Source organism: Ruegeria sp. BJ5, assembly GCF_056537865.1.
This window is the reverse complement of sequence record NZ_JBQFSH010000003.1, coordinates 370,596-384,579: the sequence shown is the minus strand read 5'-3', so window position 1 is coordinate 384,579 and position 13,984 is coordinate 370,596. Positions and strand designations below refer to the sequence as shown.

General features: G+C 62.3%; 16 protein-coding genes, 1 tRNA gene and 1 riboswitch. Of the genes, 9 read left to right on the top strand and 8 right to left on the bottom strand.

Going from position 1 to position 13,984, the window contains the following annotated elements; all coding sequences use genetic code 11:
* Nucleotides 1–384: 384 nt before the first annotated feature.
* From cobO to ACR0NY_RS12595, 5 genes are all read right to left on the bottom strand, one after another.
* Complete coding sequence (gene cobO, locus ACR0NY_RS12615; protein ID WP_170369041.1) at nt 385–984, bottom strand: cob(I)yrinic acid a,c-diamide adenosyltransferase; 600 nt, start codon at nt 982–984, stop codon at nt 385–387.
* Nucleotides 985–1,040: 56 nt separating this feature from the next.
* Entirely contained in the window at nt 1,041–1,976 is a 936-nt protein-coding gene (locus ACR0NY_RS12610) for a DMT family transporter (protein ID WP_170369042.1), read from the bottom strand.
* A gap of 32 nt (nt 1,977–2,008) precedes the next feature.
* The gene (locus tag ACR0NY_RS12605; RefSeq protein WP_170369043.1) at nt 2,009–2,683 is read right to left on the bottom strand and encodes an HD domain-containing protein; all 675 of its coding nucleotides are present in this window, start codon (nt 2,681–2,683) and stop codon (nt 2,009–2,011) included.
* Nucleotides 2,667–3,767 (bottom strand): chorismate synthase, encoded by a 1,101-nt coding sequence (gene aroC / locus ACR0NY_RS12600; protein WP_170369044.1) that lies wholly within the window; start codon nt 3,765–3,767, stop codon nt 2,667–2,669. Before aroC ends, ACR0NY_RS12605 begins: the two co-directional genes overlap by 17 nt.
* Nucleotides 3,768–3,861: 94 nt before the next feature.
* Nucleotides 3,862–4,302 carry a 6,7-dimethyl-8-ribityllumazine synthase gene (locus ACR0NY_RS12595; RefSeq protein WP_093964022.1) on the bottom strand — a complete coding sequence of 147 codons (441 nt, stop codon included), beginning with the start codon at nt 4,300–4,302 and terminating at the stop codon, nt 3,862–3,864.
* A gap of 117 nt (nt 4,303–4,419) precedes the next feature.
* A riboswitch (FMN riboswitch) is annotated at nt 4,420–4,574 on the bottom strand.
* Between the two features lie 54 nt (nt 4,575–4,628).
* Here ACR0NY_RS12595 and ACR0NY_RS12590 point away from each other — a divergent pair.
* Nucleotides 4,629–5,243 carry an FMN-binding negative transcriptional regulator gene (locus ACR0NY_RS12590; RefSeq protein ID WP_170369045.1) on the top strand — a complete coding sequence of 205 codons (615 nt, stop codon included), beginning with the start codon at nt 4,629–4,631 and terminating at the stop codon, nt 5,241–5,243.
* Between the two features lie 17 nt (nt 5,244–5,260).
* On the opposite strand, the gene ACR0NY_RS12585 is transcribed toward ACR0NY_RS12590, so the two are convergent.
* A complete protein-coding gene (locus ACR0NY_RS12585; RefSeq protein ID WP_170364034.1) occupies nt 5,261–5,704 on the bottom strand; it encodes a c-type cytochrome in 444 nt (147 codons plus the stop codon).
* Between the two features lie 473 nt (nt 5,705–6,177).
* Here ACR0NY_RS12585 and petA point away from each other — a divergent pair, with 473 nt between their 5' ends.
* The 6 genes from petA (at nt 6,178) to ACR0NY_RS12555 (ending at nt 10,446) form a co-directional block, all read left to right on the top strand.
* The gene (gene petA / locus ACR0NY_RS12580; protein WP_093964025.1) at nt 6,178–6,738 is read left to right on the top strand and encodes a ubiquinol-cytochrome c reductase iron-sulfur subunit; all 561 of its coding nucleotides are present in this window, start codon (nt 6,178–6,180) and stop codon (nt 6,736–6,738) included.
* A 12-nt stretch (nt 6,739–6,750) separates the two neighbouring features.
* Entirely contained in the window at nt 6,751–8,082 is a 1,332-nt protein-coding gene (gene petB / locus ACR0NY_RS12575) for a cytochrome b (protein WP_093964026.1), read from the top strand.
* A gap of 18 nt (nt 8,083–8,100) precedes the next feature.
* Nucleotides 8,101–8,886, top strand: a complete 786-nt coding sequence (locus tag ACR0NY_RS12570; RefSeq protein ID WP_170340862.1) for a cytochrome c1 — start codon at nt 8,101–8,103, stop codon at nt 8,884–8,886.
* Nucleotides 8,887–9,094: 208 nt separating this feature from the next.
* Complete coding sequence (locus ACR0NY_RS12565; protein WP_170340864.1) at nt 9,095–9,346, top strand: PepSY domain-containing protein; 252 nt, start codon at nt 9,095–9,097, stop codon at nt 9,344–9,346.
* Between the two features lie 6 nt (nt 9,347–9,352).
* Entirely contained in the window at nt 9,353–9,928 is a 576-nt protein-coding gene (locus tag ACR0NY_RS12560) for a cytochrome b/b6 domain-containing protein (RefSeq protein ID WP_170340865.1), read from the top strand.
* Nucleotides 9,925–10,446 (top strand): helix-turn-helix transcriptional regulator, encoded by a 522-nt coding sequence (locus tag ACR0NY_RS12555; RefSeq protein ID WP_170340867.1) that lies wholly within the window; start codon nt 9,925–9,927, stop codon nt 10,444–10,446. Before ACR0NY_RS12560 ends, ACR0NY_RS12555 begins: the two co-directional genes overlap by 4 nt.
* A gap of 6 nt (nt 10,447–10,452) precedes the next feature.
* Here the strand turns inward: ACR0NY_RS12555 and mtaB are convergent, their stop codons facing one another.
* On the bottom strand, nt 10,453–11,709 hold the full coding sequence (gene mtaB / locus ACR0NY_RS12550; RefSeq protein WP_170369046.1) for a tRNA (N(6)-L-threonylcarbamoyladenosine(37)-C(2))-methylthiotransferase MtaB: 1,257 nt from the start codon (nt 11,707–11,709) through the stop codon (nt 10,453–10,455).
* The gene (dapF, locus tag ACR0NY_RS12545; RefSeq protein WP_170369047.1) at nt 11,706–12,548 is read right to left on the bottom strand and encodes a diaminopimelate epimerase; all 843 of its coding nucleotides are present in this window, start codon (nt 12,546–12,548) and stop codon (nt 11,706–11,708) included. Before dapF ends, mtaB begins: the two co-directional genes overlap by 4 nt.
* Nucleotides 12,549–12,759: 211 nt before the next feature.
* Here dapF and ACR0NY_RS12540 point away from each other — a divergent pair.
* Nucleotides 12,760–12,835 (top strand) — tRNA-Lys (locus ACR0NY_RS12540).
* A gap of 396 nt (nt 12,836–13,231) precedes the next feature.
* Entirely contained in the window at nt 13,232–13,681 is a 450-nt protein-coding gene (locus tag ACR0NY_RS12535) for a hypothetical protein (RefSeq protein WP_174825053.1), read from the top strand.
* Nucleotides 13,682–13,984 lie beyond the last annotated feature (303 nt).

Here is a 13,984-nt window from a genome sequence, read left to right as displayed (position 1 = left end):
CCATCTGGCCGGGGCGAATTTTGGCCTTGAAAAGATCGACAAAAATTGTCAGTTATAGGCCAGCGCCAGATAACCCGGTATCAAGCCTTTGATTCCGAGACGGCCTGCGCGCCAAGCCGAACATCTGCGAGGGCGCGCCACCGTCTCGGAAACGATTTCGGAGAGGCCACGCGATGCGCGACTCGATACTCGAACTTCTGTCCAGTTCAGACCTGCCCCTTGGCAGCGGGTGTTGCGCCGATGGCGACCTGGTGGCCTACCTGGACTGCAAATGCCAGGACGGACGCTGTGATCGGGCGGCCGGGGTTGCGGACGCCCGGAGCGCCACTGTCCCGCAGAGCACGCCGGCGGCACCGGCAAGTGGTGCCGTCCCGCGTTGACCGATCAGAAATCGACGCCGCGCTGGGCCTTGATGCCGGCCTGGAACGGGTGCTTCTCCTCGGTCATTTCGGTGACCAGATCCGCATATTCGCGCAGCGCCTGCGGCGCGTCGCGCCCGGTCAGGAACACGCTGGTCCGGTCCGAGCGGGCCTTCAGCCCCTCGATCACCGCGTCCACCGACAGGTATTCATAGCGCAGGGCGATGTTGATCTCGTCCAGCACCACAAGGTCATAATCACCGCTGGCCATCAAATCGCGCGCCTTGTCGAAGGCAGCGGTGGCGGCGGCAATGTCACGGTCGCGGTCCTGGGTGTCCCAGGTGAAGCCTTCGCCCATCGTGTGCCAGGTGACCAGTTCGCGTTCTTCGAAGAACCGCCGCTCGCCGGTCTTCCATTTGCCCTTGATGAACTGCACCACGGCGACTTTCTGGCCCCAGCCCAATGCGCGGATCACCACGCCGAAGGCGGCCGAGGATTTGCCCTTGCCCTTGCCGGTGTTGATCAACACCAGCCCCCGGCCGGGATCCACGGCCTCGGACACTTTCTTGCGGTGCTGGGCCTGCACCTGTTGCATCTTCTGTTTGTGGTCCTGTGCGTCGCTCATGGCAAAACCTCGTTGATTGTCCGCGCCAACCTAGGCGATGGGCGCGAAAGGTAAAGTCATGGTTTGTGATCGGTCAGTGACCGCGCTTTGCCGCGCTCCAGACCCAGCTGGTGTTCGCGCCAGATCACCACCGCATTGCCGGCGATCACCAGCGCCGCCCCCAGCAGGATCGCTAGGGTCGGCAGCTCGTCAAACCAGACATAGCCGATGAAGATCGCAAACAGCATCGACGTATAATCATAGGGTGCCAGCATCGAGGCCTGCCCGAACCGGTAGGACGAGGTCACCAGAATCTGCGCGACGCCGCCGATCAGGCCCATCGTGATCAGGATCAGCAGCTGGTTCAGGGTGGGCATGGTCCAGCCCCAGAACACGGTCAGCGCCGACAGCAGCGTGGCGGTCATCGAAAAATAGAAGACGATCGCGGCGGGGTGATCGATCTGCACCAGTTGCCGGATGTGGATCTGCACGAAGCCGCGGGCCACGGTCGCGCCCAGCACGCACAGCGCGCCGATCGTGGCGCCGGTGCCCAGATCGGCCGATCCCAGCCGCGGCCAGATCATGATCAGCACGCCCAAGAGCCCGATCGCCACCGCGCCGATGCGGATCAGGCGGATGCGCTCGCCCAGCAGCAGCGCCGCCAGGATCAAGGTGAAGATCGGGGTGGCATAGCCGATCGCCGTGACCTCGGGCAGGGGCAGCAGGCTGAGCCCGGTGAAGGTCAGGCCCATGGCGGTGGTGCCCAGCACCCCACGCCAGAAATGGCCCATGGGCTTCCTGACGACAAAGCCCTGCGCCAGTTCCCCGCGCGAGATCAGCCATGCCACGATCACCGGCACCGCGAAAAGCGAACGGAAAAACACCATCTGGCCCGGCGGGAAATCCGCCGACAGCGCCTTGACCAGCGCCGACATCGCCGTGAACAGGAACAGCGCGCTGAGTTTCAGCGTTACGGCAAGCAAAGGGCGATGAGAGGTCAGGGATTGGGCCATCGGCGCGACCCTGCCCCCTTGCGCGGCAAAGATCAACGGGTCGGATTGGGGCGTGTCCAGCTGTCGGGCAGCGGGCTGCCGATCTCTTCGGCAAACTCGGTCAGAAACCGAATCATGCGCCGGACCCGTTGCTGCGCGATCTGCCGTCCGGCCTCGGTCAGCATGTCGTCGGGCAGGGCCAGCAGCTTCACCTTCCAGTGGTCGATCGAATAGTGCAGATCGTCCAGCGGACGGTGTGATGCGAACGGATCGGTAGGATCATAGAGCGTCCGCCCCAAAGCGCCGGACACCGAGAAATTCCGCGCGATCCCGATGGCGCCCAGCGCATCCAGCCGGTCGGCATCGCGCAGGATGCGCGCCTCGGGCGTCTCGGGCGGGATGTTGGCGGAAAAACTGTGCGCCTCGATCGCGTGGCGGGTGGCGTCGATCTGGGCATCGCTCAGGCCCAGATCCCGCAGAACAGGCTCGGATTCCGCAGCCGACTGGCGCGAGGCCAGGTGTCGGTCGGGATCGTTTTTGGGCAGGTTGACCAGATCGTGCAGATAGCAGGCCGCCAGCAGCACGGTCCTGTCGGTTTGCGCGTCGGCGATGGCGCGGGCATTGACCCAGACACGGTCCAGATGGGCCAGGTCGTGGGCCGGGTCGGTGATCATCCGCTGCGCGACGACTGCGCGCAGGCGGTCGCGCAGCTCAGCCAATCCGTCCACGGTTTTCACCGATCTGGCCGCGATGCAGCAGCAGGTGGTCCAGGATCACGCAGGCCATCATCGCTTCGCCCACCGGGACGGCGCGGATGCCGACGCAGGGGTCGTGGCGGCCCTTGGTGATGATCTCGGTCTCTTCGCCCGATTTGGTGATGGTCTTGCGGGTGGTCAGGATCGACGAAGTGGGCTTGACCGCGAAACGCACCACGATGTTCTGCCCGGTCGAGATGCCGCCCAGGATGCCGCCCGCGTGGTTCGAGCTGTATTGCGGGCCGTCCTGACCCATGAAGATCTCGTCGGCATTGGCCTCGCCTGTCAGTTCGGCGGCGGCCATGCCTTCGCCGATTTCGACACCTTTGACCGCGTTGATCGACATCATCGCCGCGGCCAGATCGGTGTCGAGCTTGCCATAGACCGGCGCGCCCAGGCCCGCGGGGACGCCGCGCGCCACCACTTCGACCACCGCGCCGACCGAATTGCCGGATTTGCGCAGATCGTCCAGATAGGCCGCCCAGTCCTCGGCGGCTTGTGCATCCGGGGTCCAGAACGGATTCTGTTCGATCTGCGCCCAATCAAAGTTGGCGCGGTCGATCCGGTGCGGGCCGATCTGGCTCATGTAGCCGGTGATCTGGACGTTGGGCGCGATCTGCTTGATCGCCTCGCGCGCCAGCCCGCCCGCGGCCACACGCGCCGCCGTTTCGCGGGCCGAGCTGCGCCCGCCGCCGCGATAGTCTCGGATGCCGTATTTCTGCCAATAGGTGATGTCGGCATGGCCGGGGCGGAACTTGTCCATGATGTCCCCGTAATCCTTCGAGCGTTGATCGGTGTTCTCGATCATCAGTTGGACGGGGGTGCCGGTTGTCTGGCCCTCGAACACGCCCGACAGGATTTTCACCTGATCGGGCTCGCGGCGCTGGGTGGTGAACTTGTTCTGGCCCGGTTTGCGCTTGTCCAGCCAGTGCTGGATCATGCCTTCGTCGATCGGGACACCGGGCGGGCAGCCATCCACCGTGGCGCCCAGCGCAGGGCCGTGGCTTTCACCCCAGGTGGTGACGCGGAAAAGATGTCCAAAGCTGTTCATCGACATGGGGCGTGCTCCTTTGAGGGTTGTGATTAACGGCGAGAGCCTGCCGCCTCAAGCGGATTTGCGGTTGGGGCATCACTGCCCCAACCCGGTGTGCCTAGGCCGCACGGGTCAGTGCGGCGCGGGTTTCGACGATTTTCAGCGCCGCCCGGGCCGCCTCGCGCCCCTTTTCCACGAAATGCGCGCGGTAGATGGCGGTGTGATGGTCGGTTTCCTGGTACTGGTGCGGTGTCAGCGACACCGACAGGACCGGTACGCCGGTCTCGAGCCCCGCGCGCATCAGCCCATCAACGACGGCCTGCGCCACGAAATCGTGCCGGTAGATGCCGCCATCGACGACAAAGGCCGCGCAGGCTACGGCGGCATAGCGGCCCGTCTGGGCCAGGTCGCGGGCCAGCAGGGGCATTTCGAACGCGCCCGGCACGTCAAACACATCGACCTGATCGGCGGGGATCAGCTCCAGAAAACCGTCCAGCGCGCGGTCGACGATATCGGCATGCCAGTTGGCTTTGACGAAAGCATAGCGGGTGTGTGTCATCGTGATCTCCTTTCAGCTTGGTGGCCTGCTGGCGGGGGCAAACGGTTTCGCTGCCAGCGCGGCATGACACGTCACCCAAGGCGATCACGGACAGACGCGCCCTTGGCGGGGCGCGCTGCTCGTTCTCTTTCATCCGGACTGTAACCGTCGGCTCTGGCTTCTCACCAGATCTGCTGACACTCTGCCGGTTGGATGGCAGAGCCGCTCGCGGGCTGGCGGGCCTGTGCCCGCATACCGCCGGTGGGGAATTCCGCCCCGCCCTGAGAACGGCGTGACCTTGCCAAGCGTGCGCGCGATCTGCAAGACCTGTCTGCAGGAGGACGGCCATGCACCCCAACCCAGCCTTTCGCGCCGAGGACCGCGCGCGCCATGTGGAGTTTGCCCGCAGCCGGGGGTTCGGCGTACTGGCGCTGTCGGTCGACGGCCCGCCATTGATCAGCCATGTGCCCTTTCTGCTGTCCGAGGATGGCGCGGTGGCCGAACTGCATCTGGTGCGGTCGAATCCGATCGTGCGGGCGCTGGCCAACCCGAAGGAAGCGCGGATCGCGGTTCAGGGGCCCGACGGTTATGTCTCGCCCGATTGGTATGGCGTCGCGGATCAGGTGCCCACATGGAACTATGTGGCGGTCCACCTGACGGGCCGCCTGGAATTGCAGCCCCAGGACCGGCTGCGCGATCTTCTGGATCGGCAATCGGCCTTTTTTGAGCAGCGGCTGCAACCCAAACCGCCCTGGCGCGCCGATAAGATGGACCCGGCGGCGCTGGAGCGGATGATGCGCATGATCGTGCCCTGCCGCATGCAGATCACCCAGATCGACGGCACCTGGAAACTGAACCAGAACAAGCCCGAGGCGGCGCGACTGGCCGCGGCCGAGAATGTCGAGCAGTCCGGGATCGGCACCGAGCTTGGTCAACTGGCCGCCCTGATGCGGGACAGTTGACCGGCGCCGGGTTGGGTTCAGTCGGTGAACGTGGCCAGATAGGCGGCGATATCCTCGGCACCTGTCTTCAGCTTGACGCTCATGTTCGGGCGGGCGGTCTCGTCCTTCAGGAAGTCCTGGATGAACCCGATCGGGTCGCGGGCGTAGGCGGCAATATTCTCTTGCGTCCAGACCAGGCCGTTTTCACCGGCGCGGATCATGTCATCGGTGAACATGCCGATGGGCAGCCGTTCACTGCCGTTCAGATAGTCGTTTTCGGTTCCGGCGGCCCTGCCGACCACACCATAGAGATTCGGGCCGGTGATGCCGCCTTTGATCAGAACCTCGCCATCCTTGATGATGGCGTGACAGGACGAGCAGCGGTTGTAGAGTTTCTCGCCGCGCGCGGCGTCGCCTTCGGCGGCGGCGTGGTGTGCGGCGGTGAACGCGAGCAGCAGAATGGAATTTTTAAACAAAGTCATTTGGGTCCTCATTCAGGTCGGTCGCGCGCCCGCCGCCTTTGCTTGAAAAACCCCGGGGTCGCAACCGGGAAATTCACCGCAGCGCAACCGAAAAAATAATTTCAGAATAGATGTTTACATGAGTTCTCTGGGCCCGAAGCCGCGCGGTCCGGTTGCTGTCATGTTTGCCTCGTGCCGGGTACCCGAGTGAACAGGTGCTCGGCCGGGCCAGGGGCGACAGCCGTGGCGAAGGGTCAGAGAATCACCTGCGAAGTGATTCGCGCCTTCGAACGGCGATTTTCGCAACATCCGAGGAAGTTCTTGAAAAATGACCCCTTCATTGTGACATGAATGCCCAGATGCGGCGTAGTGCGCGCCTATGACCGCTGGACGAACCGATTTCCGCCAGCTAGATACCCGCGATGAGACGCCGCTTTGATGCGGTGCTGATGCATGTTTGCCCGTAGCCGGGCGCTGGAATCGGAGAAAACCTCGTGTCCCACGCAGAAGACCACGAAGGCACCCGCAGAGATTTCCTCTACTACGCCGCCGGCGGCGCAGGTGTCGTTGCAACGGGAGCCGCCGTGTGGCCCCTGGTCAACCAAATGAACCCCTCGGCAGACGTTCAGGCGCTGTCCTCGATCCGCGTGGACGTCAGCGGCGTCGAGATCGGCACCCAGATCACGGTCAAGTGGCTGGGCAAGCCCGTCTTCATTCGTCGCCGTACCGAAGAAGAGATCAACTGGGGCCGCGAAGTGCCGCTGGAGGATCTGCCGGATCAGAACGACCGGAACGAAAACAAGCCGAACCTGCCCGCGACCGATGAAAACCGGACGCTGGACGAAGCCGGCGAATGGCTGGTGATGATGGGCGTCTGCACCCATCTGGGCTGCGTTCCTCTGGGCGACGGCGCTGGTGATTTTCACGGGTGGTTCTGCCCGTGCCACGGATCGCACTACGATACGGCGGGCCGTATCCGCAAAGGTCCCGCTCCGGAAAACCTGCATATCCCGGTCGCCGAGTTCCTCGACGAAACCACCATCAAGCTGGGTTAAGGAGACGCGCTCATGTCCGGTATCCCGCACGATCACTATGAACCGAAGACCAACGGCGAGAAGTGGCTGAACAGCCGTCTGCCCATCGTCGGCCTTCTATACGACACTTTGATGATCCCCACCCCGAAGAACCTGAACTGGATGTGGATCTGGGGCATCGTCCTGACCTTCTGCCTGGCGTTGCAAATCGTCACCGGCATCGTTCTGGTGATGCACTATACCCCGCATGTCGATCTGGCCTTTGCCAGCGTCGAGCACATCATGCGCAACGTAAACGGCGGCTACATGCTGCGGTACCTGCACATGAACGGCGCGTCGCTGTTCTTCGTGGCGGTCTATATCCACATCTTCCGCGGTCTGTTCTACGGATCGTACAAGGCGCCGCGCGAAGTGACCTGGATCATCGGCATGCTGATCTACCTGATGATGATGGGCACCGCCTTCATGGGCTATGTTCTGCCTTGGGGTCAGATGTCCTTCTGGGGCGCCACCGTGATCACCGGCCTGTTCGGCGCGATCCCCTTCGTGGGCGAAGCGATCCAGACCTGGCTGCTGGGCGGACCGGCCGTCGACAACGCGACGCTGAACCGCTTCTTCTCGCTGCACTATCTGCTGCCGTTCATCATCGCAGGGCTGGTCATCGTGCATATCTGGGCCTTCCACACCACCGGCAACAACAACCCCACGGGTGTTGAAGTTCGCCGCACGTCGAAAGCCGAGGCCGAGAAAGACACGCTGCCGTTCTGGCCCTATTTCGTGATCAAGGACCTGTTCGCGCTGGCCGTCATCCTGGTCGTGTTCTGGGCGATCGTCGGCTTCATGCCGAACTACCTGGGCCATCCGGACAACTACATCGAAGCCAACCCGCTGGTCACGCCCGCGCACATCGTGCCCGAATGGTACTTCCTGCCGTTCTACGCGATCCTGCGTGCCTTCACCAGCGAAGTCTGGGTCGTGCAGTTCGCCAGCTTCATCACCGGTGGCATCATCGACGCCAAGTTCTTTGGTGTTCTGGCGATGTTCGGTGCAATCCTGGCGATGGCGCTGGCGCCGTGGCTGGACACTTCGACCGTGCGTTCGGGCAAGTACCGCCCGATGTTCAAATGGTGGTTCTACCTTCTGGTCATCGACTTCTTTGCCCTGATGTGGCTGGGTGCGATGCCGGCGGAAGAGCCCTATGCGACCTTCTCGCTGATCGCGTCCGCCTACTGGTTCGCCTATTTCTTCGTGATCCTGCCGATCCTGGGTGTCATCGAAAAGCCCGATGCCCAGCCGGAAACCATCGAAGAAGACTTCAACGCGCATTATGGCAAGGCTGACGCCGACGCCACGCCGGCCGAGTAAGAAGAGGGACCGGAAACCATGTTCAAGAAACTTGCAATCGGTGCCGCGTTTGCCATCGCCCTTGCTCCTGCTGCGGTATCCGCAGCCGGGGGCGGCGAGCAGCATATCGAGGACTTCGACTTCTCGTTCGAAGGGCCCTTTGGCGCTTACGATCAGAGCCAGCTTCAGCGCGGCCTGCAGATCTATACTGAGGTTTGCGCCGCCTGCCACGGTCTGAAATACGTTCCGCTGCGCGACCTCACGGCGCTGGGCTACTCGGAAGAAGAAGTCATCGCTTATGCCGCCGGCACGTTCGAGGTGTTCGATCCCGAGCTGGACGATTTCCGTCCGGCAAGGCCGACCGATCACTTCCCGGCCAACGATGCCGTGGGCGCACCTGACCTGAGCCTGATGGCCAAGGCGCGTGCAGGCTTCCACGGCCCCTACGGTCTGGGGATCAACCAGCTGGTCAAAGGCATGGGTGGCGCTGAATACATCGCCTCGTTGCTGGACGGCTATACCGGCAAGGAAAAAGAAGAGGCCGGCACGATCCTGTACGAAAACACCGCTTTCCCGGGCGGCTGGATCTCGATGGGTCCGCCGTTGTCTGACGAACAGGTCGAGTTTGCCGACGGACACGAAAACACCGTCGAGGCCATGTCCCAGGACGTCGCTGCATTCCTGATGTGGGCCGCCGAACCGAAAATGATGGATCGCAAGGCCTCGGGCTTTGTCGGGGTACTGTTCCTGACCATCATGTCGGTGCTTCTCTACCTGGTGAACAAGCGTCTGTGGGCGCCGGTCAAAGGCAAAAAGTCGGTCTGACCTAAAGGTCACCTGCAATAGCAAGACAACCCCGCGCACGGCGCGGGGTTTTTTCTTTGTACGGTCGGAAACTCGCCGAACTGGGCATCAGCGCGGGCTTATTCACAGCTTTTAAGCGGAATGCGCATGGCATCGGCGGGGCCGGGCTGCTCAGGTTTTCGACAGCGTCAGGTGGTCTGACGCAGGATCGAAATCGAGGAGACCCGACATGAAACTACCCATACTTGCAGCCGCGTTGCTTGTGGCCACTCCCGTTCTGGCTCTGGATCTGGCGCCGGATACGGAACTGGGCAAGACAGAGACCGAGGTGCGCACCGCTCTGACCGAGCTTGGCTATGACGTGCGCAAGATCGAAATGGAGGACGGTGAAATCGAGGCCTATGTCGTGAAAGACGGACAGATGGCCGAGGTCTATGTGGATCCCGCGTCCGGCAAGATCCAAAAGATCGAGGACAAGTGACCGGCAATGTCTGAGTCAATCCAGCACCAGGGCGGGCGCGAGGGCGCCCGCACCATCCGGATCTGGGACCCTTTGGTCCGCCTGATCCACTGGTCGGTGGTTCTGGGCATTCTGCTCAACGTCGCTGTGACCGACGCCGAGGGGCTGTTGCATGGATATGTCGGTTATGCCGTTCTTGGGCTGGTTCTGCTGCGCCTGGCCTGGGGCGTCCTTGGGCCGGCACCGGCCAGGTTCTCGTCATTCCCGTTCAGCCCAAATGCTGCGGTCCGCCATGTGCGTGAGATCGTACGGGGCGACCGGTTGGTTCACCTGTCGCACAATCCACTGGGCGCGCTGATGGTCTACAACATCTGGATGACGTTGGGCGTCATCTGCGCCACAGGCATAATGATGGGTACCACGGCCTTCTTCGGGGTGGGTTGGGTCGAGGATGCGCACGAGCTGGCGTTCAACTGGCTGATGCTAAGCGTTGTTCTGCACGTGCTTGGCGTGCTTTTGGACCAACGTCGAACCGGTGTCGCACTGGTCAAAGCCATGGTATCAGGGGACAAGAATATTCCTGATGGCTGGTCGACCAAATGATCAAATGGATCACCGAAAACCTGCGGTCCGGCGACGCGGATGCACGCCGGGCCGTTCTGATGGCGGCGATGATCGTGGTTCAGGGTCTATGTGCCGCATTCTACATGGGCGACGCCATTCTGGACCTCGATGGCAGCGAGCCTCTGGCGCATCTCGTTTTGGAATCCCTGGTCGCGACCGTTCTTTGCCTTGGCATCCTGTTCTTCATGCTTGAGCTGCGCAGGTTGCTGGCGCGAATGGACCAGACAAAACAAGGCCTGCGCGCGGCGCAGGGAGAAATGAGCGCCGTGATCGACACTTTCTTTACCCGCTGGGGCCTGACCAGCGCCGAGCGCGAAGTGGGCCTGTTGATCCTCAAGGGCGTCGACAATGAGAATATCGCCCGGATCCGAGGCCGCGCCGTGGGTACCGTTCGCGCGCAATCGGCTTCGATCTATGGAAAAGCCGGCGTGGACGGGCGGGCCCAACTGATCAGTGTTTTCATGGAAGAGCTTCTGGCGACTGACGGGCCGGCCTGAGAGGCGTCAGGCCACCAGCTGCTGATCGCGAACCCCGGTGATGGCGGCAGTCACGATCTGCCCTTCGGGTTGCGCGTTCGCAAATGTCACTTCGGTGAACTGCTCGGTCCGGCCCATGTGAGAATTCTCCATCAGAATGTGATGGGTCTTGCCCAGTTGGGCCGCCAGGTGCCTTGCTACCTGCGTATCACCCGCCTCACGTAGCCTGGCCGCACGTTCCTTTGTGACCTTGCCGTTGACCTGCTGCGGAATGCGCGCCGCCGGCGTACCTTCTCGCTTGGAATAGGGAAAGACATGCAGCCAGGTCAGGTCGCAGTCGGTGACCAGTTTCAGCGAGTTCTCGAAATGCGCCTCGGTTTCCGTCGGAAAGCCCGCGATGATGTCGGCGCCAAAGGTGATCTCGGGGCGCAGCTTGCGGGCCTCTTCGGTAAAGCGGATGGCGTCGTCGCGCAGGTGGCGGCGCTTCATCCGTTTCAGGATCAGATCGTCACCATGCTGCAGCGACAGGTGCAGATGCGGCATCAGGCGTGGCTCGGTCGCGATGGCCTGCATCAGGTTCTCGTCCACCTCGATCGAATCGATCGAGCTGATGCGCAGGCGCGGCAGGTCCGGCACCAGTTTCAGGATGCGCATGACCAGATCGCCCAGCTTGGGGCTTGCCGGCAGGTCGGCGCCCCATGAGGTCAGGTCGACCCCGGTCAGCACCACCTCGTTATAGCCCCGGTCCACCAGCCGCTTGATCTGGTCCACCACCACGCCCGCCGGGACGCTGCGCGAGTTGCCGCGGCCATAGGGGATGATGCAGAAGGTGCAGCGATGGTCACAGCCGTTCTGGACCTGCACATAGGCGCGCGAGCGGGTGCCGAACCCGTCGATCAGATGACCCGCGGTTTCGGTGACAGACATGATGTCATCGACCTGCATCGCCTCGGTCTCGCCGATGAAATCGGCGGCCATGCCCTTCCAGGTTTCGGGGCGCATCTTCTCGGTGTTGCCGATCACCGCATCGACCTCTTCCATCTCGGCAAAGGTCTGGGGCTCGGTCTGGGCCGCGCAGCCGGTGACGATCAGCCGGGCATTGGGGTTCTCGCGGCGCAGCTTGCGGATCTCCTGCCGGGCCTTGCGGACGGCTTCGGTGGTGACGGCGCAGGTGTTCACGATCACCGCGTCCGTCAGCCCGGCCTGCTGCGACAGCTCCTTCATCGCCTCGGTCTCATAGGCGTTGAGCCGGCAGCCCAGCGTGGTGAATTTCGGCGGATTCATCCCAGCGTCCTCAGGAAATCGGGCGTCAGCGTGCCCGAGAAGACATGGCAGGTGGGGCCGGTCATCCAGACGCCGTCCTCGCGCCAGTCGATCCAGATGGTGCCGCCGTCCAGTTCGATCTGCACCTTGCATCCGGTCAGGCCGCGCCGCGCCGCGGCCACGGCCGTGGCGCAGGACGACGAGCCCGAGGCCAGCGTGATGCCCACGCCGCGTTCCCAGACGCGCATACGGATGTGATCCGGCCCGATGATCTGGGCGACCTGCACATTGGTGCGCTGCGGATAGAGCGGGTGATGCTCATAGCGTGCGCCAAACTCTGCCAGCGGAATCGCCTCGGCGTCTTCGACGAAGAAGGTGCAATGCGGGTTGCCCATGCCGGTGGCCACCGGTCCGCCTTCAATCGGCAGTTCCAGCGTATCCACCTCTTCGGCCAATGGAATATCGGCCCAGTCCAGCTGCGGGTGCCCCATGTTGACCGAGGTCAGCCCGTCGCCCGCGTCCCGCGCCTGCAGCGTGCAGTGGCTGGTGGTCAGCGTCAATTCGGACTTGCCGCTTTCCTGCATCAGGAACCGCGCTATGCAACGGGTGGCGTTGCCGCACGTGGCCGAGATCGACCCATCAGCATTGTAGAACACCAGATGTGCATCCGATTCGCCGTTTTCGATGACGGCCAGCTGATCGAATCCGACCCCGAACTGCCGGTGTCCGATCCCGCGCGCCAGCGCCGGCGTGATCTGCACCGGATGCGCGCGCGCGTCGACAATGACGAAGTCATTGCCAAGCCCGTGCATCTTCATGAAGGGCAAACCGGTGTCGGATCGTTGCTGCATGGCGGGCATATAGCCTTGCCGCAGACATGAATCCAGCCCGGCGCGAAGATTCCTGAAAAAAGGGGTTGACCCCCCGCCGCCTCAACCCTAATTAGGCCGCCTATCGGGACGCCGGGAACACAATGATTTCAGGCGGAACGCGGTGCGAGAAAGGGCTTGTACCCGGTCGGGAAAATGCCTTAGACAGCGCCACGGATCGCAACGATCCGATGAAAAGAGTGGGCCGTTAGCTCAGTTGGTAGAGCAACTGACTTTTAATCAGTGGGTCGCAGGTTCGAATCCTGCACGGCTCACCACTTTTTCAAAGACTCAGAGAGGCGATCTCGTGCCAGGCGCTCCTTTCAGGTAAGCACAGGGTAAGCGACTGAGCCCATATTTCCCTTTACATTCGCCCGAGGGTTGCATGCCTTTGCAGGCGAGGGAAGAGCTGATGGGACACATCAGGCTTGGCACGTTGCCTCGGTCCAAGAAGTGGCGCGAGGTCGTTGATTTGATCGCAACCGATACGTCGGTCGAAGAGATCGCCGAGGCCGCAGCGGATGCATCTGAGAGCGATCTCGCACTGGCGAGTCGTGACCCCAGGTTTCAGTTTGTAAGTGATCTCCTCGTGAGGCTGCCTTTGCTTGCAAGGGCTCCGGGCTTCGAAGACGCTTTGGCTGATTTGGGCATTGCGACGTCGGAACTCAGTTACAGTGACCGGCTTGCTGGCCGGTTTGGATCGTGCCGTTGATCGCAACAGCTTCGATCTCCGAGGATCTTCCGATGTAGGAGAATTGGCGAAGGTCGCGCTGCGGGAAACCCTGTCCATTCAGCTGCGCGACCGGTTGCCAACCCTGTTTGAACCGACACCGCAGGAAATCCGTAGGACACTTGCGAGTTTTGCCTCGAGAGATGAATTTGCGAGGCTCGCGCGGGATTTCTTTGCCCGGCTAACTTACCGCTCTCTGGACTACTACCATAGCCGGGAACTCGCCAATCATACCGGCGAAGATCGACGCTTTTCTACCGACGCACAGCGTGTTGCTTTCCAGCAGGCGCTCTCCCAGCACACCTTTGAAGTTTCAAAATTGTCGAAGAGTATGCGGGCGGTTGGTACGGCAAGACCGTCTGGCAGAAACAAGCACTTGATCGTGATAAAATAGACAAGTTCACAGCTTACGCATTCAAAAAGATGCGCTCGGAATTTGGGCGTCGTCGCGCAAGTCGTCGTGCTCTCATCCGCGTTCAGCGAGGCTGGAACACAAGCCACCGTTGGTGTCGGAGAGGGTCGGGCTCCGTGGAATTGTATCGCCTACAGTGATGGCACGACAGCCGGTATCGAGTTCCCGGGCGACGAAGGCGCATTGTGACCTTTCAGGTGTGTATCCGGAAAGCACCAACCATGATCAAACTTGAATAGCGTCAAGTTCACACATGCGCACGTCGTAATAAGATTGGGCTTGAAC

Coding starts and splice junctions, on each gene's coding strand:
- ACR0NY_RS12570 (WP_170340862.1), top strand. CDS start 8,101: ATGTTCAAGAAACTTGCAATCGGTGCCGCGTTTGCCATCGCCCTTGCT.
- cobO (WP_170369041.1), bottom strand. CDS start 984: ATGAGCGACGCACAGGACCACAAACAGAAGATGCAACAGGTGCAGGCC.
- ACR0NY_RS12555 (WP_170340867.1), top strand. CDS start 9,925: ATGATCAAATGGATCACCGAAAACCTGCGGTCCGGCGACGCGGATGCA.
- mtaB (WP_170369046.1), bottom strand. CDS start 11,709: ATGAATCCGCCGAAATTCACCACGCTGGGCTGCCGGCTCAACGCCTAT.
- petB (WP_093964026.1), top strand. CDS start 6,751: ATGTCCGGTATCCCGCACGATCACTATGAACCGAAGACCAACGGCGAG.
- aroC (WP_170369044.1), bottom strand. CDS start 3,767: ATGTCGATGAACAGCTTTGGACATCTTTTCCGCGTCACCACCTGGGGT.
- ACR0NY_RS12585 (WP_170364034.1), bottom strand. CDS start 5,704: ATGACTTTGTTTAAAAATTCCATTCTGCTGCTCGCGTTCACCGCCGCA.
- ACR0NY_RS12565 (WP_170340864.1), top strand. CDS start 9,095: ATGAAACTACCCATACTTGCAGCCGCGTTGCTTGTGGCCACTCCCGTT.
- ACR0NY_RS12610 (WP_170369042.1), bottom strand. CDS start 1,976: ATGGCCCAATCCCTGACCTCTCATCGCCCTTTGCTTGCCGTAACGCTG.
- ACR0NY_RS12560 (WP_170340865.1), top strand. CDS start 9,353: ATGTCTGAGTCAATCCAGCACCAGGGCGGGCGCGAGGGCGCCCGCACC.
- ACR0NY_RS12590 (WP_170369045.1), top strand. CDS start 4,629: ATGCACCCCAACCCAGCCTTTCGCGCCGAGGACCGCGCGCGCCATGTG.
- ACR0NY_RS12595 (WP_093964022.1), bottom strand. CDS start 4,302: ATGACACACACCCGCTATGCTTTCGTCAAAGCCAACTGGCATGCCGAT.
- dapF (WP_170369047.1), bottom strand. CDS start 12,548: ATGCCCGCCATGCAGCAACGATCCGACACCGGTTTGCCCTTCATGAAG.